Below are 22337 nucleotides of genomic sequence, written 5' to 3'. Positions count from 1 at the left end.
ACGCGTACAGGGAGCCTCATGGGCGCAGTGAAGAAACAGCAACCGCAGCCGGGTATTGCCCGCTGGCGCTTCGCGCTGGTGGCGGTACTGCTGTGCCTGCTGGCGCTGGCGCTGGTGCTGCACCTGGCGCGCCTGCAGGTGGTGCCGGAGGCCGAGCGCGGTTACCGCTTCCTGCAGGACCAGGGGCGCCAGCGCACCATCCGTACCGAGGAAATTGCCGCCTACCGTGGCGCCATCCTGGATCGCAACGGCGAGCTGCTGGCAGTGAGCACGCCGGTACACAGCCTGTGGGCGAACCCACAGGTGCTGCGTGAGGCCAGTGCTGAAGAGCTGCGCCGGCTGGCCCGCTCCCTGGGGGCGAAGCCGGCGTCGCTGGCGAAGCGACTGGAAAAGTACCGCAATAAGGAGTTCATGTACCTGCGTCGCCACCTGGCGCCGGAGGAAGCCAATGACGTGCTGGCGCTGGATGTTGCCGGTGTCTACAGCAAGAAGGAGTACCGCCGTTTCTACCCGGCCGGTGAGGTGGTGGCCCAGTTGGTGGGCTTCACCAATATCGACGATCGGGGCCAGGAGGGCCTGGAGCTCGCCTATAACGACTGGCTGACCGGCGAGCCGGGGCGCCAGCAGGTGGTCAAGGACCTGAAGGGCCGCGTGGTCCGGGACCTGGCCACCCAGCGCGAGGCCCGTCCCGGGCGCGATTTGCGTCTGAGCATCGATATGCGGCTGCAGTATCTGGCCTATCGTGAATTGAAGCGTGCGGTCACTGAAAATGGCGCGGCATCTGGGTTTATGGCGATCCTCGACACCCGCAGCGGCGACGTGCTGGCGATGGCCAACCAGCCCTCGTTCAACCCGAACGACCGCGCCGGGGTCAAATCGGCAGCGATGCGTAACCGCGCCCTGATCGACCAGTTTGAGCCGGGTTCCACCGTGAAGCCGATCACGGCACTGGCGGCACTCGAGAGTGGTCGCTACCAGCCGCACACAAAGATCGATACCAGTCCGGGCTATATCCGCCTGCCGGGCAAGACCCTGGTGGACCCGGTCAACTACGGCGAGATTGACCTCACCCGTGTCATTACCAAGTCGAGCCAGGTGGGGATCACGAAAATCGCGATGGATCTGGAACCAAACTCCCTGCGCGAACTCTTTTACCGCCTGGGATTGGGCGAAGCGGTCGGTAGCGGTTTCCCGGGGGAGGCGGCGGGCGTACTGCCCAGTCGCAGTCGATGGCACCCGATCGAACGGGCCAACTTCGCCTTTGGCTATGGCCTGACGGTGAACGCGGTGCAGCTGGCACAGGCATACAGTGTGCTGGCCAACGCCGGGCTCAAGCGCCCGGTTTCGCTCGTTCTGTCTGGCGCCGGCGAGAGCACCCCGGAGCGGGTCGTGGAAGAGCCGCTGGCCCGGGAAGTGACCGCCATGCTGGAGACGGTAATCGGCGCCGAGGGCACCGGCAAGCGGGCGGCAGTGGATGGCTATCGCGTGGCCGGCAAGACCGGCACGGTGCACAAGGTGGGCAGCGATGGCTATGTCGACAATCGCTACCGCTCGGTATTCGCAGGGTTTATTCCCGCGGACCAGCCGCGGCTGGCGGCAGTGGTGGTGATCGATGATCCCAGCCACGCCAAATATTACGGCGGTGAAGTGGCCGCGCCGGTATTCGGCAAAGTGATGGCCGGCGCCATGCGCCTGTTGCAGGTGCCGCCGGAAGAGATTGAATCGGCTGAACGGCAGCTCGCTGTGCAGTTGAGCGAGAGAGGTAATAAATCGTGAGTCAGCGCAGGCAAACAGAAAAGCAGACAGGCAGGAAAGTTTCACTGCAGCAGCTGGTACCGGGCTATGCGGGCATTCCCGATGTGGCGGTCAGTGGTGTGGCGCTGGACAGCCGTGCGGTCAAGAAAGGTGACCTGTTCATGGCGCTGCGGGGCAGCGTGGCCGACGGGCGCGAGTTTATCGACAGTGCTATTGCCGACGGTGCCGCTGCCGTGCTGGCCGATGGCGACACCCTGCGCACCGAGACCCGTGACGGTGTTGAGGTGGCCTATGTGCCGGGCCTGGGCAAACGCGTCGGCGAAATCGCTGCGCGATTCTACGAACACCCGACCGAGTCCATGTACCTGGTGGGTGTTACCGGTACCAACGGCAAGTCCACCTGCGCCTACCTGACCGCACAGTTGCTGGCGCGCCACTTCGGCAAGGCCGCAGTGATGGGCACTATCGGCAACGGCATCTGGCAGGATGGTGAGATCCAGCTGGAGGAAACCGGGCTGACCACGCCGGACCCGGTGCGCCTGCAGGCGGATTACGCCGGCTTCCGCGATGACGGCGTGCGCGCCGCGGCAATGGAGGTTTCATCACACGCCCTGGCCCAGGGTCGGGTGCACGGGCTGGTGTTCGATACCGCGATCTTTACCAACCTGTCCCGCGATCACCTGGACTACCACGGCAATATGGCAGCGTACGGGGCGGCAAAAGAGAAGCTGTTCGGCCTGCCCAAGCTCAAGCGCGGTGTGATCAATATCGACGATCCGTTCGGTGCGCAGTTGATCGAACGCTGCAAGCTGCGCAACCTGCGGGTGGTCAGCTACGGCCTGCAGCAGGGCGACCTGCATGTCACCGACCTGCGTCGCGACGAGGGCGGTTTTTCCGTGCAGCTCACCACCCCCTGGGGCAGTGGCGAACTGAAGGCCCCGCTGATCGGCGACTTCAATATCCACAACGCCCTGGCTGTGGTGGCCGCGGTGGCCTCGGCGGGCGTACCACTGGAAGAGATTCTTGCGGCGTTCCCCACCATCCAACCGGTACCCGGTCGTATGGAGCGGGTGGTATCCGGCGAGGCCGATGTCAGCGTCCTGGTGGACTATGCCCACACCCCGGAAGCGCTGCGTGCAGCGCTGGCAGCCGCGCGCCCCTACTGTCGCGGCAAACTGTGGTGTGTGTTTGGTTGCGGCGGTGACCGCGATACCGGCAAGCGCGCACCCATGGGCCGTATTGCCTCTGAGATGGCGGACCGAGCCATTGTCACCAGTGACAACCCGCGCAGTGAGAATCCACAGAAGATCATTGACGACATCCTCGAGGGAGCGGCGAGCAATATCGAGGTGGAAGTGGACCGGGCCGCGGCCATCAGCCGTGCGGTCAGTGCGGCGGCGCCCGGCGATATCGTCCTGATTGCCGGCAAGGGGCACGAGGACTACCAGATTATCGGTAGCGAAAAGATACATTTCTGTGACCGCGAGCAGTCTGCGCATGCGCTGCAGGCGCGGATGGCCGGTAGCGCCGGGGAGGCATCGTGATCGCACCGCTGACCCTGCAACAACTGCAGCAGCGCTTCGGCGGCGAGCTGGTCAACGGCTCGGTGGAATTCGATCGCGTGTGCACCGATACCCGCAAGCTCGACAGCGACGCGATTTTTGTGGCGCTGGTGGGCGAGAGCTTCGATGCACATGATTTTGTCGCCGACCTGGAGGGCAAGGTGCTGGGCCTGGTCGTCGAGCATCGTATCGAGGGTTGCAACCTGCCGCAGTGGATCGTCGGGGACACCACGGTGGCGCTGGGCCATATCGGTCGCCTGTGCCGCGAACAGTTCCATGGCCCGGTGGTGGCAATTACCGGCTCCTGCGGCAAGACCACAGTCAAGCAGATGCTGGCGGCGATCTTTGGCCAGCGGCATACGCCCTGCGTGACGCAGGGCAACCTGAATAACCAGTTTGGGGTGCCCATGACCCTGTTCGGGCTGGGACCCGAGCACGATGTGCTGATTCTCGAGATGGGGGCCAATGGTCCCGACGATATCGGCTACCTGTGCAGTATTGGCCTGCCGCAGGTAACGGCGGTGAACAACGTCAAGCCGGCGCACGTCGAGGGTTTCGGCTCTGTGGCCGGCATTGCCGCGGCCAAGGGCCAGATCTATACCAGCCTCGAGCCGGGCAGCACCGCGGTGATTAACGCCGACGATGACTTTGCCGATTACTGGCTGCGCAATATGCCGGATGACGTGGAGACCCTCAGCGTTGGCCTGGGCAAGGACTGCGCAATTTTTGCCGGCAATATCGAGGTGGGCGCCGATGCCTGCCCGTCCTTCGACCTGGTAATCGAGGGCGTTGCACACCGGGTTGAGCTGCAGTTGATGGGCGAGCACAACGTACATAACGCCCTGGTGGCGGCTGGGTGTGCATTTGCCGCCGGTATCCCTGCAGCAGAGATTGCGGCGGGACTGGCGCAGGCCGGTGGCGTATCCGGACGCCTGCAGATGTTGCGCGGCCACGCCGGCGTGACCGTGATCGACGACAGCTACAACGCTAACCCCGGCTCGGTGGCGGCCGCGATCGACCTGCTGGCCCAGCGGCCGGGCAGGAAGATCCTGGTGCTGGGTGATATGGCCGAGCTGGGTGCCGATGCCGAGGCGATGCACCGTGAAGTCGGGGAGCTGGCAGCGGAGCGCGGCCTCGACGGACTTTATACCTTTGGCCCGCTGGGTGCGGCAGCCACAGAAGCATTCGCGTCTGCCCGGGACGGCAGCGCACATAATTTTTCCGAGCGCGCGCGTCTGGTCGCGGCTCTGGAGAGGGATCTGACCGAAGACACCACGGTGCTGGTAAAGGGTTCCCGCAGTGCCCGTATGGAAGAGGTGGTACGGGCTCTGACACAGACCGGGAACGAGAAAGGGGATAACTGATGCTGCTCTGGCTGGCAGAACTTTTACAGCAACACGTGAGCGCCTTTGCGGTGTTCAACTACCTCACCGTGCGGGCAATCCTGGGTGCGCTCACTGCGCTGGGTATGGCACTGCTGGTGGGGCCGCGCATGATTACCTGGCTTAACCGCCTGCAGGTGGGCCAGGCTGTGCGCGATGATGGCCCGCAGACGCACCTGAGCAAATCCGGTACCCCGACCATGGGCGGAACCCTGATCCTCGCCGCGATCTTTACCGGCGCACTGCTCTGGTCCGACCTCAGCAACCGCTATGTGTGGGTGGTGTTGCTGGTGACCTTTGTCTTTGGTGCTGTCGGGTTTGTCGATGACTACAAGAAGGTGGTGGAAAAGAACCCGCGCGGGCTGATCGCGCGCTGGAAATACTTCTGGCAGTCGGTGGCCGGCCTGGGGGCCGCCATCTACCTGTATTTCAGTGCTACCAGTCCTGCGGAGACACAGTTTTTTGTGCCCTTTTTCAAGGACGTGATTTTTGACCTGGGGCCGGTGTTCTTTATCGCCCTGACCTATTTCGTGATTGTGGGAACCAGTAATGCGGTAAACCTGACCGACGGCCTGGATGGACTGGCGATCATGCCCACGGTGATGGTGGGGGGCGCATTGGGTGTCATCGCCTACCTCTGCGGCCATGTGGAGTTTGCCGAGTACCTGCATATTCCCTCGATCAGTGGTGCCGGTGAACTGGCGGTGTTCTGCGCCGCACTGGGTGGCGCAGGCCTCGGGTTTCTGTGGTTCAACACTTACCCGGCACAGGTTTTCATGGGCGATGTGGGTGCGCTGGCCCTGGGTGCGGCACTGGGTGTGATTGCGGTGATCACCCGGCATGAGATTGTACTGTTCATCATGGGCGGCGTGTTTGTGATGGAGACGGTATCGGTAATCCTGCAGGTGGCCTCGTTCAAGCTCACCGGCAAGCGCATTTTCCGCATGGCACCTCTGCATCACCACTTTGAACTGAAAGGCTGGCCCGAACCGCGCGTGATCGTGCGTTTCTGGATCATCACGGTGGTGCTGGTACTCGCCGGCCTGGCGACTTTGAAACTGCGCTGAATACGGACAGTGCGCTGAGAGAATTATGACGCTGATCGCAACCTCGGAGAAAAAAGTGGTAATCGGCATGGGCGCTACCGGTCAATCGGTGGTGCGCTACCTGCTGCGTACCGGTTTTTCCCCCGTGGTGGTGGACAGCCGCAGCGAGCCGCCGGGCCTGGAAGAGTTCCGGGCGACCTTCCCGGATGTTCCGGTGGAGACCGGCGAGCTGAACCCCGAGACCCTGCTGGCCGCGAGCGAAATCGTGGCCAGCCCCGGTGTGGCCCTGGCCGAGCCGGCACTGCAGCGGGCAACCGCCGCAGGTATCCCGGTGATCGGTGATATCGAATTGTTTGCGCGGGAACTGGCGGCACTTGAGCAGCCGCCGAAGGTGGTCGCCATTACCGGTTCGAACGGCAAGAGCACGGTCACAACCCTGGTCGGCATGATGGCGGAGCAGGCTGGTGTCGCAGTGCGCGTGGGCGGAAATATCGGCGTACCGGTACTGGATTTACTGGTGCCCGAAGAAGGCGAGGCAGGGCTGCCGGAGCTGTTTGTGCTGGAGCTTTCCAGCTTCCAGCTGGAAACCACATTTTCGCTGGCAGCTGATGTGGCGACCATACTCAACCTCAGCGCGGACCATATGGACCGCTATGCGGATATGGCTGCCTATCATCGCGCCAAGCAGCGAATCTATCGGCATGCGAAACAATTGGTGATCAACCGCGCCGACCCGCTGACACGCGGCCCGCTGTCCCGCGATAGCCGCGAGTGGAGTTTCGGGCTCGACCGCCCTGACCTGGGGCAGTTCGGCCTGCTGCCGGATGGTGCCGGTGATTCCGCCAGCGTGTGGCTGGTGCGGGGCCAGGAAAAACTGCTGCCGATGAGTGAGCTGGCGATGGTGGGTAGTCACAACACCGCCAATGCCCTGGCAGCGCTGGCGCTGGGCAGCGCTGTAGGGTTGCCGATGAAGGCGATGCTGGCGGTCCTCGGGCATTTCCGCGGGCTGCCGCACCGCTGTGAGCGAGTGGCCGACGCGGATGGCGTGACTTATGTAAATGACTCCAAGGGCACCAACGTGGGCGCGACCCGCGCCGCCCTCGACGGGCTTGCCAGTGGCAGTCGCAGGATCGTCCTGATTGCTGGCGGTGAAGGCAAGGGTGCAGACTTTTCCCCGCTGGCGGAGTCGGCGGGGACATTGCGGGCGCTGGTGACCATCGGCGTCGATGGGAAGCGCATTGCCGAGGCATTCCGTGGCCGGGTAGATGCCGAGTCGGCCGCGGATATGGACGAAGCTGTTACTGCTGCTGGCCGACTGGCGCAGCCGGGTGACTACGTATTGCTGTCGCCGGCCTGTGCCAGTTTCGACATGTACCGCAATTTTGAAGCCCGCGGTGAGGATTTCCGCCGCGCGGTGAACGCACTGCTGGAAGGGCAGGCGGGGGGCGTGGCATGAGCCGGACCCCGCAGACCGTCGGGCAGAAAGAGTTGAACCTGGACTGGGCGTTGCCATTTTGCGTCCTGGCGCTGGTGAGTATCGGCGTGGTTATGGTGGGGTCCGCTTCGATTGCATTCGCCGCGGACCAGTACGGCGATGGCTGGTATTTCCTGAAGCGCCACCTGGTGTTCCTGGGCCTGGGCGCGGTGGCGGCCCTCGTGGTGAGCCAGGTATCCCTGTCGGCGTGGTCGCGTTTGTCCTGGCCACTGTTGCTGTTTTCGTGCCTGTTGCTGCTGGCGGTACTGGTGCCGGGCGTGGGCCGCGAAGTGAACGGCAGTCGCCGCTGGCTGGCATTCGGCCCGATCACGGTACAGCCGGCCGAGGTGGCGAAGTTCTGCCTGCTGGTTTTCTTCGCCAGTTTCCTCACGCGCCGCAACCAGCAGTTGCGCCACTGGAGCAGCTTCATGATTCCGGTGGTCATCCTGGGCCTGGTTGCACTGCTGTTGTTGATGCAGCCGGACTTTGGTTCGGTGGTGGTGATTTCCGGGACAGTACTGGCGATGGTATTTCTCGCCGGTGCGCGCCTGCCGCACACCTTCCTGCTGGTGGGCCTGGCGGCGAGCGCACTGGCGCTGCTGGCGATGCTGAGTCCTTACCGGCTGCAGCGACTGACCACATTCCTGGATCCGTGGGGCGACCAGTTTGCCGGTGGCTACCAGTTGACCCAGTCACTAATCGCTTTTGGCCGTGGCGAATGGTTTGGCGTTGGGCTGGGTAACAGTGTCCAGAAGCTGTTCTACCTGCCCGAAGCACACACGGATTTTATTTTCGCCATCCTGTCGGAAGAGTGGGGCATGCTTGGCGGAATGGTGGTCATCGGCCTGTTCAGCCTGATGACGCTGTCGCTGTTGCGGCTGGTTCGGCAAGCGCTGGAGCGGCAGAAGATTTTTGCCGCGCTGCTGGCATTCGGTATCGCCGTGCTGCTGGCGGGGCAGGCATTCGTGAATATGGGCGTGGCCTCGGGCCTGCTGCCCACCAAGGGACTGACGCTGCCGTTCGTCAGCTCCGGCGGCAGCAGCCTGGTGGTGTGCTGTGCACTCTTCGCGCTGGCGCTGCGAATCCAGGCAGAGCTGCGCGGGGATGAAGAGCAGGAACAGTCGGCGATGGGCAGGATCCGGCACCTGCCGATTTTCAATCCGCTGCAATTGGGTGACCGGGAAATCAAAGGGGAGGCGGCGTAATGACAGCGACTGATTTGTCATTCAGTGGCCGGACCTTCCTGGTAATGGCCGGCGGGACCGGCGGCCATGTGTTTCCGGCACTGGCGGTGGCCCGCGCCCTGATCGAACGCGGTGCACGCGTCGAATGGCTTGGTACGGCGCGGGGTATTGAGTCGCAGCTGATTCCGGAAGCCGATATCCCGCTGAACGTGATTTCTGTCGAGGGGATTCGGGGCAAGGGCAAGCTGGCCCTGCTCAAGGCGCCCCTGCAGGTTTCGCGGGCAGTCATGCAGGCGCGCGGAGTGGTCAGGAAGGTAAAGCCAGACGCAGTGCTGGGCTTTGGCGGTTTTGCCTCCGGACCAGGCGGGGTGGCAGCGAAACTCTGTCGGGTACCGCTGATTATCCACGAGCAGAATGCCGTGGCCGGTACCACCAACCGGTTGCTGGCAAAGATCGCCAATCGTGTGCTCGAGGCTTTTGACAGTGGCCTGCGCGGCGCGGAGCAGGTAGGCAACCCGGTGCGCGAGGAGATTGTCGCCCTGCCGGCCCCGGAAGAGCGCGTGGCCTGTGAGCGCCCGCTGCGGTTGCTGGTTCTTGGCGGCAGCCTGGGAGCGGTCGCCATCAATGAGCTGGTGCCGCAGGCAGTGCTGATGCTGCAACCGGAAGAGCGTCCGCGGATTGTGCACCAGGCGGGTAAGAGGCATCTGGACCTGGCGCGTGAAGCCTACAGGCAGGCCGGCGTGGAAGCCGAGGTGGTGCCTTTTATCAGCGATATGGCGGCGGCCTACGGCAATGCGGACCTGGTGGTTTGCCGCGCGGGGGCGCTGACCGTTTCCGAGGTGGCGGCAGCCGGCGTGGGCGCGATCATGGTGCCGTTCCCATTCGCCATCGATGACCACCAGACAAAAAATGGCGAGTGGTTACAGCAGGCCGGTGGTGCGTTGGTGGTACAGCAGGACACCCTGACCGCAGAACAACTGGCAGGGATTATGGGCGGGCTGTTTGCGCAGCCGCAGAAACTGGTGGCCATGGCACAGGCGGCACGTAAAGTTGCGGTGACTGACGCCACCGAGCGTGTGCTGGTGGCGTGCGCAGAAGAAATCAAAGGGCGATGAGGTAAATTGAATATGTCGGCCGGCGAACAGGTACAGCAACAGAATTTCAGCGTGCCCACCATGCGGCGGATACGCCGTATCCATTTTATCGGCATCGGTGGTGCAGGGATGAGCGGTATCGCCGAGGTGCTGCACAACCAGGGCTATGAGGTCTCCGGTTCCGACCTGAAGGAATCGAATGTGACCGGGCGCCTGCGCAAACTGGGTGTTGTGATCCATATCGGCCATAGCGCGGACAATATTCGCGGCGTGGATGTGGTGGTGAACTCCTCCGCAGTGCACGGGGACAACCCCGAACTACTAGCGGCGCGCGAAAACCGGATCCCGGTCGTGCGCCGGGCGGAGATGCTCGGCGAGCTGATGCGGTATCGCTATGGGATTGCCGTGGCGGGGACTCACGGCAAAACGACCACGACCAGCCTGATTGCGTCGATCTTTGCCGCGGATCACAAGGATCCCACCTTTGTGATCGGTGGCCTGGTCAATGCCGCCGGGGCCAACGCCGCGCTGGGAGAGAGCAAATACCTGATAGCCGAGGCGGACGAGAGTGATGCCTCGTTTATCCACCTGCAGCCGATGGTGACCGTGATCACCAATATCGATGCCGACCATATGGAGACATACGGTGGCGATTTCGAGAAGGTCAAGCAGATCTTTGTCGACTTCGTCCACAACCTGCCGTTCTATGGCCTGGCTGTGGTCTGCGGCGACGATGCCAATATCCGTGAAGTGATACCGCAGATGTCGCGCCCGATCTCCACCTACGGTTTCGAGGAGGGCAACGACTTCCGGATCACCCGGGTGAAGCAGGAGCCGCTGCGAAGCCATTTCAGTGTGCTGCGCCCGGACGGCAGTGTACTGGATGTGTGCGTGAACACCCCCGGCATCCACAACGTGCTGAATGCCACGGCCGCCATTGCGGTGGCAACCGAGGAGGGCATCAGCGATGCATCGATCCAGCAGGGCCTGGAGGGGTTCCAGGGGGTAGGCCGCCGCTTCCAGATTTTCGGTCACTACGCAGTGAGCGACGACGCGGAAGCCGAAAAGGTGATGCTGGTGGACGATTACGGCCACCACCCGCGGGAAGTGGCCGCCACTATCCAGACAGTGCGCGATGGCTGGCCGGACCGGCGCCTGGTAATGATTTACCAGCCGCACCGTTACACGCGCACCCGCGACCTGTTCGAGGATTTCGTACAGGTCCTGTCGAAGGTCGACAAGCTGGTGCTGCTGGATGTTTACAGTGCGGGTGAGACGCCCATTCCAGGTGCCGACGGTCGTACCCTGGCTCGCAGCCTGCGCAACCGCGGACAGGTGGACCCGATTTTTGTCGAGTCCATCGAACAGGTACCGCCGGTACTGGCGGACCTGCTGGAGCCGGGCGACATCGTACTGACCCAGGGTGCCGGCAATGTCGGGGCCCTGGCGCAGCAACTGGCAACGTGGCGGCTTGGCGATGACTCGGACCAGGGCTAAGTCGGCAAAGGCGAAGAGCGCGGCGCGGGGTGCGGTGCGGAGTGCAGCACCGAAACTGAAGAAGAAAGCCCAATCCGGCCGTAAGACAAAGGCCCAGCGCGGTGCCCGGCGACGGGATGATGAGCAGCGTTCCTCGCTTCGGCTGTTGCCTGCCCTGGCAATGCTGCTTGCGCTGGGAACAGTTACCGCACTGGCATACGGTGCGGTGTGGAGCTGGCAGCGCCTGCCGGTGCAGGAGCTGAGCCGGGTCGACGCGCTGGAGCATGTCCGTGTCAGGGCGCCCTTCCGGGCGGTGACGCGGGAACAGGTAGAGGAACTGATGTTGCCGTTCCTGCAGCGCGGCTTTTTTGCCCTGGATATCAGGGGCATGCGCGCGGCGCTGCTGGAGCACCCATGGATCGACCGGGCGTCGGTCAGCCGACGCTGGCCCCGTGGAGTGGAAATAGAAATCGAGGAGGCCACACCGCTGGCGTCCTGGGGTGGCGAGCGGCTGCTCGTGGCCAGTGGTCACCTGCTGCCGCGGCCCGAACAGATGCAGACACGTCGCCTGCCGGAGCTGGCGGGTGACGAGGAGCTGGTGGAGCGCATCATGGCGCAATACCAGGCACTTGCGCGGTTACTGACCACGCGGGATATGGAAGTTAAGCGGTTGTCTTTTGACGACCTGGCCGGATGGCACCTGGAACTGGTCTCCGGCATTGAACTGCACCTGGGGCACGATGAACTGCTGGAGAGGGTGAATCGTTTTCTCAGCTTGAGTCGGGGCGTCCTGGCTCCCCACCTGGAGCGGGTGACGCGGGTGGATACGCGCTACAGCAATGCCGTGGCGGTGCAGTGGAAAGATAAAGAACTGAGTGAATGAACGCGGCGCTCGCGCCGCCGGGATAACAATTTTAAAAGCGAGTACAGGGTCCTGGGACGTTATTGGGAATGCGCCCCGGAACACTGTTCAGCGAGGTTGGTACAAAAATGACACAAGCATCCGATCACCGCATGATCGTGGGACTGGATATCGGCACTTCCAAGGTCGTCGCCATCGTCGGCGAAGTCAGCGGCGGCGGCGAGCTGAATATTGTCGGTATCGGCTCCCACCGTTCCACCGGTATGAAAAAAGGTGTGGTGGTGAATATCGAGTCCACGGTGCAGTCGATACAGCGCGCGGTCGAGGAAGCCGAGCTGATGGCGGGCTGTGAGATTCACTCGGTCTATGCAGGTATCGCCGGAAGCCATATCCGCAGCTTGAATTCACACGGGATTGTCGCCATCAAGGACCGCGAAGTAACCCAGCAGGACCTGGACCGGGTAATCGATGCCGCGCGCGCGGTGGCAATTCCCGCAGACCAGAAAATCCTGCACACGTTGCCGCAGGAATTCCTGATCGATAACCAGGAAGGTGTGAAAGAACCGCTGGGTATGTCCGGCGTGCGCCTGGAGGCCAAGGTGCACCTGGTAAGCGGCGCAGTTAACGCGGCACAGAATATCGAGAAGTGCATCCGGCGCTGCGGCCTGGAAGTGGAAGACATCATCCTGGAGCAGCTCGCCTCGAGTTATGCCGTGCTCACTGACGATGAGAAAGAGCTGGGGGTCTGCATGGTGGATATCGGTGGGGGCACTACCGATATCGCAGTATTTACCGGGGGCTCTATCCGGCACACGGGCGTGATCCCGATTGCCGGCGACCAGGTGACGAACGACATTGCCATGGCATTGCGCACGCCCACGCCGCACGCCGAGGAACTGAAAATCAAGTATGCCTGTGCGCTTGCGAAGCTGGCACGAGAGGGTGAGACGATCAAGGTGCCCAGTGTGGGCGACCGGGAACCGCGTGACCTCTCCCGCCAGGCGCTGGCCGAAGTGGTGGAGCCACGTTACGACGAGCTTTTCACCCTGGTACAGGCGGAGCTGCGCCGCAGTGGTTTCGAGGACCTCTGTGCTGCAGGCATCGTGCTGACCGGTGGCTCTTCGAAGATGGAGGGTGCTGTCGAGCTGGCCGAGGAAATTTTCCACATGCCGGTGCGCCTCGCGGTGCCCCAGGGGGTAGCCGGGCTGACAGACATTGTCAGTAACCCGATCTACTCAACCGGCGTGGGGCTGCTGATGTACGCAATGCAGCAGGAAGAAGTTGACCTGTCCGGGAACCGCCCGGTGCGCCAGGAAAACCTCTGGTGGGACAAGGTCAAGCACTGGTTCCGCGGCAACCTGTAAGTGCTCCGGACGGGTACGCGGCACCAGGGGAAGTGCGCCGCGTGTCCCGGGAGAAAGCGCAGGGGCTGCAGAAAGTATTGATTCAGGACCGAACGATAAATTTTGACATGAGCAAAAAAGGGGAACAGAGATGTTCGAACTAGTCGATAGCGTACAGGACAAGCCTGTCATAAAAGTGATCGGTGTCGGCGGCGGCGGCGGTAATGCCGTCAAGCACATGATCCTGAGTGAAGTGGAAGGTGTGGATTTCATCTGTGCCAACACTGATGCGCAGGCTCTGAAAGACATCGAGGCCCGTACCATCCTGCAACTGGGTAACAACATTACCCGGGGTCTCGGCGCCGGCGCCAATCCCGATGTGGGGCGACAGTCCGCCCTCGAGGATCGCGAGCGGATCGCCGAAGTGCTGCAGGGTGCGGACATGGTATTCATCACCGCTGGCATGGGCGGCGGTACCGGCACCGGTGGTGCGCCGATTGTCGCCGAGATTGCCAAGGACCTGGGAATCCTGACCGTAGCTGTGGTTACCCGCCCGTTCCTGATCGAGGGGCGCAAGCGCCAGCAGGTGGCAGAAGAGGGCATCCTCGAACTGCGGGACAAGGTGGACTCCCTGATTACCATCCCCAACGACCGGTTGCTGGAGGTGCTCGGTAACAAGATCACCATGAAGGCGGCATACAAAGAGGCCGACAATGTACTGCTGGGTGCAGTGCAGGGTATTGCGGACCTGATGATCCGTCCGGGCATCATGAACGTAGACTTCGCCGACGTTCGTACCGTGATGTCCGAGATGGGCATGGCGATGATGGGCTCCGGTGCCGCCGTGGGTGAGAACCGTGCCCGCGAGGCCGCCGAGAAGGCGGTGCGCAGCCCGCTGCTGGATGACGTCAATCTGCAGGGTGCCCGCGGTATCCTTGTGAATATCATCACCGGCAGCGAAGACGGTGGTTGCCAGGAGCTGACCCTGGGCGAGTACTCTGAAGTTGGTGAGATCGTCCAGGAGATCGCCTCCGATGACGCCACTGTGGTGATTGGTACAGCCGTGGATGACAAGCTGGGCGATGAAATGCGGGTTACCGTGGTGGCCGCTGGCCTGGGCGAGGGTTCGCAGCAGGCTGCGCGCCCCACCAAGGTGGTGGACAACACCCGTCGCCAGGAGAACCGCGAGCCGCCGAAGTCCGTGGCTGGCCAGGGTATGGGGGCCCGGGATGCGGGTGACGCGCGCCAGCGCCCGGAGACCGAGCGTCCCAAACGCCAGTCTCCGGCCATGAACCCGGCCGACGACATGGAATACCTGGATATCCCGGCTTTCCTGCGCCGCCAGGCTGACTGACCCCGGTCAGTCCAGGCCTCCGGCGCGGCAAACACACCGCTCATGTCCGCCCGGCCCCTCGGGCCGGGCATCGTCGCGCCGGCGGCTGGCCCGGTGGTCACAGGCCACCGGGCCCGCTTTACCTTTATTAACCTCGCGTTCAGCGAGATCGCTGTACCATATTAAAAATGCACAGTAGATTCGCCTCTGCATTGGCGTGGTTTGCCGCGCGGTAGGCTATTCTGGGTATAGGGTGCGGTGAAGCGCCATGACTGCCGAGGCAGTTGTGGTTTTGGCGTTATTTTTCTGCTAAGCTTGCCGGCTTGCTGCGGCATTTGTGCCGTTTACCGACTGGGATACGACCGATACATGATCAAACAGCGTACTCTTAAAAATGCTATTCGCGCCACCGGCGTGGGCCTGCACACTGGTAAGAAGGTCGTGCTGACCCTCAAGCCGGCGCCTGTAGACAGTGGCATTGTGTTCCGGCGCATGGATCTCGACCCGGTGGTCGAGATTGAGGCGCGTGCCGAGAACGTGGGGGACACCCTGCTGTCCACAACCCTGGTCAAGGGTGACGCTCGCGTGGCTACGGTCGAGCACCTGCTCTCCGCGATGGCGGGCCTGGGTATCGACAATGCCATCGTCGAGCTCAGCGCGCAGGAAGTACCGATTATGGACGGCAGCGCCGGTCCGTTCGTTTTCCTGATCCAGTCCGCTGGGATCCAGGAGCAGTCGGCGCCGAAGAAGTTCCTGCGGATCAAGAAGCCGGTAACTGTTGAAGACGGCGACAAGGTCGCTAGCTTCCTGCCATTCAATGGCTTCAAGGTGTCTTTCACTATCGATTTTGACCACCCGGTGTTCCAGGGTCGCAACCTGAGTTCCTCGGTGGACTTTTCCAGCACCTCCTTCGTTAAAGAAGTGAGCCGTGCTCGCACCTTCGGCTTTATGCACGAAATCGAGTACCTGCGTTCCAAAGGCCTGGCCCAGGGCGGCAGTGTGGATAACGCCATCGTTATCGACCAGTACCGTATTCTGAATGAGGGTGGGTTACGGTACGAAGACGAATTTGTTAAGCACAAGATTCTGGACGCCATCGGTGACCTGTACCTGCTGGGTACCAGCCTGATTGGTGAGTACAAGGCCTTCAAGTCCGGCCATGCCCTGAACAACAAGTCCCTGCGCACCTTGATGGCGCAGGAAGACGCATGGGAGATGGTAACTTTCGAGGATGAACAGGAAGCGCCCATCTCATACGTCAAGCCAATACTGGCTGTCTAAGCGGGAAACCAGAAGCCGGCACGAAAATTGCCGGCTTTTTACTGTCTGAATTTTGGCGGTCGGCGCAAATGTGCGCCACATGCCGTCTTTTAATGTCGACCCCTGTTACAGTGGATGTTCTGGTCGACTTGAATGCCAATGGAAAGGCGTGAGGAGAGCCCGGCTCGGGGGAGTCGGTGCTGCAGACCACAAAACGATAGTTATAACGTATTGCAATCCACACGCGCCGGTTATGAAAATTATTCTTGTCAATGAACGTGGGGGAACCCGCAGTTTCCGTTTCGGCAGGCTGAGCAAGGCCCTGCTGGGGCTGTGCCTGATCGGTATGCCGGTGGGGGCCTTCCTGGTGGGGGTCAACCTGCCGGTGGCCGAATCCGATGTGTTCGATTCCCGTACCGCCAAGGCCTGGGGTAAGGCCCTGCGCAAGCAGCAGGTGGAAATTGATGAGGCCGACCAGCAGGCCCGCGAACAGCTTACTGCGCTCACAGTCAAAATGGCGGAAATGCAGGCGCGCCTGACCCGCCTGGATGCCCTGGGCGAACGGTTGGTGACTGTGGCCAAGCTGGATGAAAACGAATTCCAGTTCGGCACTGCACCGGCGCTGGGCGGCCCGGAAGAGCCGGGCGAGGGAAGCTCTGCCGAATTCCCCTTCCAGCAGCCCGATTTTATGGGCGCATTCGAGGACCTGTCCGAGCAGATCGAGGATCGCCAGCTGCAGCTTTCGACCATCGAGTCAGTGCTGGCCAACCAGCAACTGCAGGACGAGCAGTTCCTCGCCGGCCGTCCCATCAGCCGTGGCTGGATGTCTTCCCGTTACGGTTACCGCACCGATCCGTTCAGCGGTCGCCGTTCCTGGCACAAGGGTGTGGACTTCGCCGGCAAGGACGGCTCCGACGTGGTGGCTGTGGCAGCGGGCGTGGTGACCTGGGCCGAAGACCGGTACGGTTACGGCAACCTGGTTGAGATCAACCACGGCAATGGCTACAAGACCCGTTATGGTCACAATCGTGATATCAAGGTCGAGCTGGGCGAGGTGGTCAAGAAGGGCCAGGTAATCGCCCTGATGGGGTCCAGTGGGCGTTCCACCGGTCCCCACGTGCATTTTGAGGTATACAAGAACGACCGCCCGGTCGATCCGGCCAGCTACATCCGCCGTAACGGCAGATAACAACTATCCTCTCCATACCGCGTAGCGACGGGCCTCCCCGGGGGAGTTGCCAGTCGTTGCGCCTTCCTGTTTACTTGCACCCCTTGTTGGAATCCGGTGCCAGCGCCCCGATATAAGCAGACAGTTCCCGGTTACCGCCAGAACAGGTGTACCGACACAACCGGGCCGCAGAAGTCCGCACCGCAATATAAAGATTGAGTGGTTTTTAGAGAATGATTGGCAAACTGATAAAAACGGTCTTTGGATCCAAGAATGACCGCGAGCTGAAACGCATGCGCCGTGCCGTGGCCCGGGTCAATGCGCTGGAAGAGGAATACACGCAGCTCGACGATGCCGCCCTGAAAGCCAAGACAGAAGAGTTCCGTAAGCGGATCGCCGATGGCGAGTCCCTGGACCAGCTGCTGCCTGAGGCGTTTGCCGCCGTGCGTGAGGCCAGTCGGCGGACACTGGGCATGCGCCACTTTGATGTGCAGCTGATCGGCGGCATGACCCTGCACGAGGGGCATATTGCTGAGATGCGCACCGGTGAGGGCAAGACCCTCGTCGCGACCCTGCCGGCCTACCTGAACGCCCTGGAGGGCAAGGGCGTGCATATCGTGACGGTCAACGATTACCTGGCGAGCCGCGACGCCAACTGGATGCGCCCGGTCTATGAGTTCCTGGGCATGACTGTGGGCGTGATCATGTCCCAGCAGCATCCGGACGACAAGAAAGCCGCCTACCAGGCCGATATCACCTACGGTACCAACAACGAATTCGGTTTCGATTACCTGCGCGACAATATGGTCCTGCGCAAGGAAGACCGCACGCAGCGTCCGCAGAACTTCGCCATTGTGGATGAGGTGGATTCCATCCTGATCGATGAGGCGCGTACACCGCTGATCATCTCCGGGCAGGCCGAGGACTCTTCGCAGCTGTACCTGGCCATGAACAAGCTGATTCCCAAGCTGGAGCGCGCCGAAGAGGGCGGTGAGGGCCACTACTCGGTGGACGAGAAGACCCGCCAGGTGGAGCTGAATGAGGAGGGGCACCAGCTGGTGGAAGACCTCCTTACCCGCAGCGGCCATATCCGTGAGGATGACTCCCTCTACGCACCCGGCAACCTGGGCCTGCTGCACCATGTGCACGCTGCACTGCGCGCCCATGTCCTGTTCCATCGCGACGTGGACTACATCGTGCAGAACGGCCAGGTGGTGCTGATCGATGAGCACACCGGTCGCACCATGCCGGGTCGCCGCCTGTCCGAGGGCCTGCACCAGGCGCTGGAGGCCAAGGAGGGTGTGCAGATCCAGAGTGAGAGCCAGACCCTGGCCTCCACCACTTTCCAGAACCTGTTCCGTTTCTATCCCAAGCTGGCCGGCATGACCGGTACCGCGGACACCGAGGCGTTCGAGTTCCGCCAGATTTACGGCCTCGACGTGGTGGTGATCCCCACCAACAAGCCGAAGCAGCGGGATGACCTCAATGACCTGGTATACCTGACCAAAGAAGAGAAGATGGATGCCATCATCGAGGACATCAAGTACTGCCGTGACAAGCAGGCGCCGATCCTCGTGGGTACCGCCTCGATCGAGACATCGGAAGAGATGTCCCAGCGCCTGACCAAGGCCGGCATCAAGCACCAGGTACTGAACGCCAAGTACCACGAGAAGGAAGCACAGATCATTGCCCAGGCCGGTCGTCCGGGCACTGTCACCATCGCCACCAATATGGCGGGCCGCGGTACCGATATCGTGCTGGGTGGTAACTGGGAGGCCGAGGTTGAGGAGCTGCGCCAGGAGAAGGGCAGTGAGCCGACCGAGGCGGAGATCGAGAAACTCAAGGAAGGCTGGCAGCAGCGCCACGATACCGTGATCGAGGCCGGCGGCCTGCATATCATCGGTACCGAGCGCCATGAGTCGCGCCGCATCGACAACCAGCTGCGTGGCCGTGCCGGGCGCCAGGGCGACCCGGGCGTAACCCGCTTCTACCTGTCCCTGGAAGACAACCTGATGCGTATCTTCGCCTCCGACCGGGTGAAGAACTTTATGCAGATGCTGGGTATGGAAAAGGGCGAGGCCATCGAGCACCGCATGGTCTCCAATGCCATCGAGAAGGCCCAGCGTCGCGTGGAAGGCCGTAACTTTGATATCCGCAAGCAGCTGCTCGAGTATGACGATGTCGCCAACGACCAGCGCCAGGTCATTTATGGCCAGCGTAACGAGCTGCTCGAGGCGGAGAATATCAGTGACACCATCAGCGCCATCCGCGAGGACGTGGTCAATGAGCTGGTTTCCGGCTTTGTCCCGCCGCAGAGCGTCGAGGAGCAGTGGGATATTCCCGGCCTGGAGAAGCAGCTGGCCGGTGAACTGGGCCTGGAGCTGCCGGTCCAGAAGTGGCTGGATGAGGATCGCACCCTGCACGAAGAGAGCCTGCGCGAGAAAATCATCGCTGCGGCCCAGGAAGCCTACGACGCAAAAGTGAAGCGGGTGGGCGAATCCACCGGTGATCCCAATATGATGGCCACCGTCGAGCGCCAGATCATGCTCCAGGTGCTGGACCAGCTGTGGAAAGAGCACCTGTCCAGCATGGACCACCTGCGTGCCGGTATCGGCCTGCGTGCCTACGCCAACAAGAATCCCAAGCAGGAGTTCAAGCGCGAGTCATTCCACCTGTTCCAGAGCCTGCTGGATAACCTCAAGCACGAGGTGATCCGGGTACTGGCGCATGTGGAGCCCATGACCCGCGAGCAGATGGAAGAGATGGAGCAGCGTCGCCTGGAAGCCCAGCGCCGCCAGGAGCTGGAATTGCGCCACGCCGAGGCCTCGGCCATGCCCCAGGAGGCTGAAGCCCCCGAAGCAGCGCCCGTGCCAGAACCTGCCCGCCGCGGGCCAAAAGTGGGCCGCAACGACCCCTGTCCCTGCGGTTCCGGCAAGAAGTTCAAGCAATGCCATGGCAAGCTGACCTCCTCGACCCAGAGTTGAGCCTGGCCAGGGGCTGCCCTCTGGTGGACCCGGATCGAAGAAATGCCCCGCCAGTGCGGGGCATTTTTTTGCTCAGCAGATGAATTATCTGCGGCATTTCTCGCCGAGTCCGCAGAAACAGTTGATTGGTAGTGTCGGCGACGTCGATAATGTCGCTCTTTACCTTTAGCCCGCTGCAGGCGGTGCCCAGACCCGGAGGCGGCCCGTTGCCGCAACAGCTATGCCCGAGAACTCACTCCCTATCGTGCCGGGAATCCGGCTCGCCAGCGTGCCCGCCAGGATCAAGGACTGGCAGCGTGACGACCTGCTGCTGATGGAAATTTCAGCGGAAGCCAGCGTTGCCGCTACTTTCACCCAGAACTCATTCTGCGCCGCGCCGGTTACGGTGGCCAAAGAGCACCTGGAGCATGGGGATATTCGTGCACTACTGGTTAACGCGGGCAATGCCAATGCCGCTACCGGCGAGCGTGGCCTGAGTGATGCCCGCGCCTGCTGTACCGCAGTGGGCGAGGCACTGGGGCTTCACGGAGAACAGGTATTGCCGTTCAGCACCGGTGTGATCGGCGAGCACCTGCCGTTGCAGAAGCTGCTCGATGCCATCCCCGTAGCCGCCGGCGCACTTGCAGAGGCGGGCTGGGATGCCGCTGCGGCCACCATCATGACTACCGACACCCGCGCCAAGGGCGCCAGCCGCCGGGTGCAAGTGGGGGACCAGTGGATCACGGTGACCGGGATTGCCAAGGGCTCGGGCATGATCCAGCCCAACATGGCTACCATGCTGGCCTATGTGGCTACCGACGCCGCTATCGACCAGGCGCTGCTGGATACCCTGGTGCGGGAGGCGGTGGATGCGTCTTTCAACCGCATCAGTGTGGATGGCGATACGTCCACCAATGACGCCTGCGTGCTGATCGCGACCGGCGCCACAGGACCGGTGATGGCTGATCCGGGTAATGCCGATTACCAGCGCCTGAAGCAGGCGGTGACCGAGGTGCATGTCGACCTGGCGCAGGCGATTGTCCGCGATGGAGAGGGTGCGACCAAGTTCGTGACGGTGCAGGTGGATGGGGCAACCACCCCGGCAGAGGCGCTGCGGGTGGCATTTGAAGTGGGAGAGTCACCACTGGTGAAGACAGCACTCTACGCATCCGATCCCAACTGGGGGCGACTGGTGATGGCCGTCGGCAATGCCGGTATCGATGGACTGGACCCGGCCGGGGTGGATATCTACCTGGATGACGTGCAAGTGGTCGAGGCTGGCGGCCGTGCGCCGGGATACGAAGAGCAAGCAGGCCAGGCTGTTTTCGACCGGCCCGAATTTACCATTCGCGTCAGCCTGGGGCGTGGGGAATGCAGTGAGCATATCTGGACCTGCGATTTCTCCCACGAGTACGTCACCATCAACGCGGAATACCGCACCTGATACACGGAACGAGGCGCATATCGGTTCCCCTTCCCGGTGACCGGCTCGGTTAACGGCAAGGTTAACGGCTATAACTACCGCAATGCCGTAAATCCCATCCATTTGGGTCCGAGAGAGGAAAACCGGGAATGAGAAAGCTGATATACGCGATCCTTGCCGCCATCATCATATTGGCCTTAATGCGGGCGTGTGTGCCCACAGTGGATGACAGCACCGCCGCGCTGGAGAGCTCACAACCTGTCGCGGTTACTACAACCTATGCCTGTCGGCACCAGCTTTCCTGACTCTCCTGGCCAGCTGGCGCCCTTGAGAACCCGGTTGCGGACAGGTATAAGGTGTGCGGGCAAGTATCTGAGCGAAGTGGGGAGAGTTATGGCGGCGGGGCAAAAGATCGTACATGTGGCAGTGGGCGTGGTGCGACGTGACGACGGCCGCATCCTGATTGCCCGTCGTCCCGATCACCTGCATATGGGCGGGCGCTGGGAGTTTCCCGGCGGCAAGGTGGAAGAGGGGGAGCCGGTTGGCGACGCGCTGGCCCGCGAGCTGCGAGAGGAAGTGGGCCTCGATGTCTCCCGGCTGCAGCCGCTGGCGGAAATCCGCCACCAATACCCTGAAAAAACTGTCCTGCTGGATACCTGGTGGGTCCATTGCTTTACCGGCAATGCCCGGGGCCTGGAGGGGCAGGAGGTCCGCTGGGTGACAGTGGGCGAGCTGGATGATTACTGCTTCCCGGATGCCAACCGGGATATCATCACCGCAATCCGCGCGGCGACCACATCCTGATCCAGTCTCCAGCCACGACACTGGCCCCAGTTTGGGAGTTCGCCCGCAGGAGCGGCCGCTGGCCGCGATCTCCCGAACCCTCCAACTGACACAGCCGGCACACCGCTGGGTCGGCACACGACGCTACCCGGTAACCTGCCAGGCTAAACCCGCGAGAGGGGTGGCCTGGTTGTGGCCGGAATGCCTTATACCCGGGTGGGAGAAAAAC

The 22337-nt window shown here is 62.3% G+C and carries 16 protein-coding genes; all 16 read left to right on the top strand.

What is annotated here, in order from left to right:
- Nucleotides 1-18 precede the first annotated feature (18 nt).
- The 16 genes from LVD10_RS09400 (at nt 19) to mutT (ending at nt 22129) form a co-directional block, all read left to right on the top strand.
- Nucleotides 19-1776 (top strand): peptidoglycan D,D-transpeptidase FtsI family protein, encoded by a 1758-nt coding sequence (locus LVD10_RS09400; protein ID WP_237063372.1) that lies wholly within the window; start codon nt 19-21, stop codon nt 1774-1776.
- Nucleotides 1773-3299 carry a UDP-N-acetylmuramoyl-L-alanyl-D-glutamate--2,6-diaminopimelate ligase gene (locus LVD10_RS09395; protein ID WP_232941300.1) on the top strand — a complete coding sequence of 509 codons (1527 nt, stop codon included), beginning with the start codon at nt 1773-1775 and terminating at the stop codon, nt 3297-3299. Before LVD10_RS09400 ends, LVD10_RS09395 begins: the two co-directional genes overlap by 4 nt.
- The gene (locus LVD10_RS09390; protein ID WP_232941301.1) at nt 3296-4681 is read left to right on the top strand and encodes a UDP-N-acetylmuramoyl-tripeptide--D-alanyl-D-alanine ligase; all 1386 of its coding nucleotides are present in this window, start codon (nt 3296-3298) and stop codon (nt 4679-4681) included. Before LVD10_RS09395 ends, LVD10_RS09390 begins: the two co-directional genes overlap by 4 nt.
- A complete protein-coding gene (mraY, locus tag LVD10_RS09385) occupies nt 4681-5766 on the top strand; it encodes a phospho-N-acetylmuramoyl-pentapeptide-transferase (RefSeq protein WP_232941302.1) in 1086 nt (361 codons plus the stop codon). The genes LVD10_RS09390 and mraY overlap by 1 nt, the downstream gene beginning before the upstream one ends.
- Before the next feature lie 25 nt (nt 5767-5791).
- Nucleotides 5792-7201 (top strand): UDP-N-acetylmuramoyl-L-alanine--D-glutamate ligase, encoded by a 1410-nt coding sequence (gene murD / locus LVD10_RS09380; RefSeq protein ID WP_237063370.1) that lies wholly within the window; start codon nt 5792-5794, stop codon nt 7199-7201.
- The gene (gene ftsW, locus LVD10_RS09375) at nt 7198-8424 is read left to right on the top strand and encodes a putative lipid II flippase FtsW (RefSeq protein ID WP_237063368.1); all 1227 of its coding nucleotides are present in this window, start codon (nt 7198-7200) and stop codon (nt 8422-8424) included. The genes murD and ftsW overlap by 4 nt, the downstream gene beginning before the upstream one ends.
- On the top strand, nt 8424-9518 hold the full coding sequence (gene murG, locus LVD10_RS09370; RefSeq protein ID WP_237063365.1) for an undecaprenyldiphospho-muramoylpentapeptide beta-N-acetylglucosaminyltransferase: 1095 nt from the start codon (nt 8424-8426) through the stop codon (nt 9516-9518). Before ftsW ends, murG begins: the two co-directional genes overlap by 1 nt.
- A gap of 12 nt (nt 9519-9530) precedes the next feature.
- On the top strand, nt 9531-10994 hold the full coding sequence (gene murC / locus LVD10_RS09365; RefSeq protein ID WP_232941306.1) for a UDP-N-acetylmuramate--L-alanine ligase: 1464 nt from the start codon (nt 9531-9533) through the stop codon (nt 10992-10994).
- On the top strand, nt 10975-11856 hold the full coding sequence (locus LVD10_RS09360) for a cell division protein FtsQ/DivIB (RefSeq protein WP_237063363.1): 882 nt from the start codon (nt 10975-10977) through the stop codon (nt 11854-11856). Before murC ends, LVD10_RS09360 begins: the two co-directional genes overlap by 20 nt.
- A 107-nt stretch (nt 11857-11963) precedes the next feature.
- Nucleotides 11964-13199 (top strand): cell division protein FtsA, encoded by a 1236-nt coding sequence (gene ftsA / locus LVD10_RS09355; RefSeq protein WP_232941308.1) that lies wholly within the window; start codon nt 11964-11966, stop codon nt 13197-13199.
- A gap of 130 nt (nt 13200-13329) precedes the next feature.
- On the top strand, nt 13330-14532 hold the full coding sequence (gene ftsZ, locus LVD10_RS09350) for a cell division protein FtsZ (RefSeq protein WP_232941309.1): 1203 nt from the start codon (nt 13330-13332) through the stop codon (nt 14530-14532).
- 348 nt (nt 14533-14880) lie between these two features.
- The gene (gene lpxC, locus LVD10_RS09345) at nt 14881-15792 is read left to right on the top strand and encodes a UDP-3-O-acyl-N-acetylglucosamine deacetylase (RefSeq protein WP_232941310.1); all 912 of its coding nucleotides are present in this window, start codon (nt 14881-14883) and stop codon (nt 15790-15792) included.
- 232 nt (nt 15793-16024) lie between these two features.
- A complete protein-coding gene (locus LVD10_RS09340; RefSeq protein WP_232941311.1) occupies nt 16025-16960 on the top strand; it encodes a M23 family metallopeptidase in 936 nt (311 codons plus the stop codon).
- Between the two features lie 212 nt (nt 16961-17172).
- Nucleotides 17173-19923: a preprotein translocase subunit SecA gene (gene secA / locus LVD10_RS09335; RefSeq protein WP_232941312.1), complete on the top strand. Its 2751-nt coding sequence runs from the start codon at nt 17173-17175 to the stop codon at nt 19921-19923.
- Between the two features lie 220 nt (nt 19924-20143).
- Nucleotides 20144-21346 (top strand): bifunctional glutamate N-acetyltransferase/amino-acid acetyltransferase ArgJ, encoded by a 1203-nt coding sequence (gene argJ / locus LVD10_RS09330; RefSeq protein ID WP_232941313.1) that lies wholly within the window; start codon nt 20144-20146, stop codon nt 21344-21346.
- 372 nt (nt 21347-21718) lie between these two features.
- Nucleotides 21719-22129 carry an 8-oxo-dGTP diphosphatase MutT gene (gene mutT, locus LVD10_RS09325; RefSeq protein WP_232941314.1) on the top strand — a complete coding sequence of 137 codons (411 nt, stop codon included), beginning with the start codon at nt 21719-21721 and terminating at the stop codon, nt 22127-22129.
- The last annotated feature ends 208 nt before the right edge of the window (nt 22130-22337 follow it).

Origin of the sequence: Microbulbifer zhoushanensis, from assembly GCF_021729055.1 — a bacterium.
Classification (GTDB): domain Bacteria; phylum Pseudomonadota; class Gammaproteobacteria; order Pseudomonadales; family Cellvibrionaceae; genus Microbulbifer; species Microbulbifer zhoushanensis.
The sequence above is the reverse complement of the archived record's forward strand: the minus strand, read 5'-3'. Positions and strand labels throughout refer to the sequence as shown.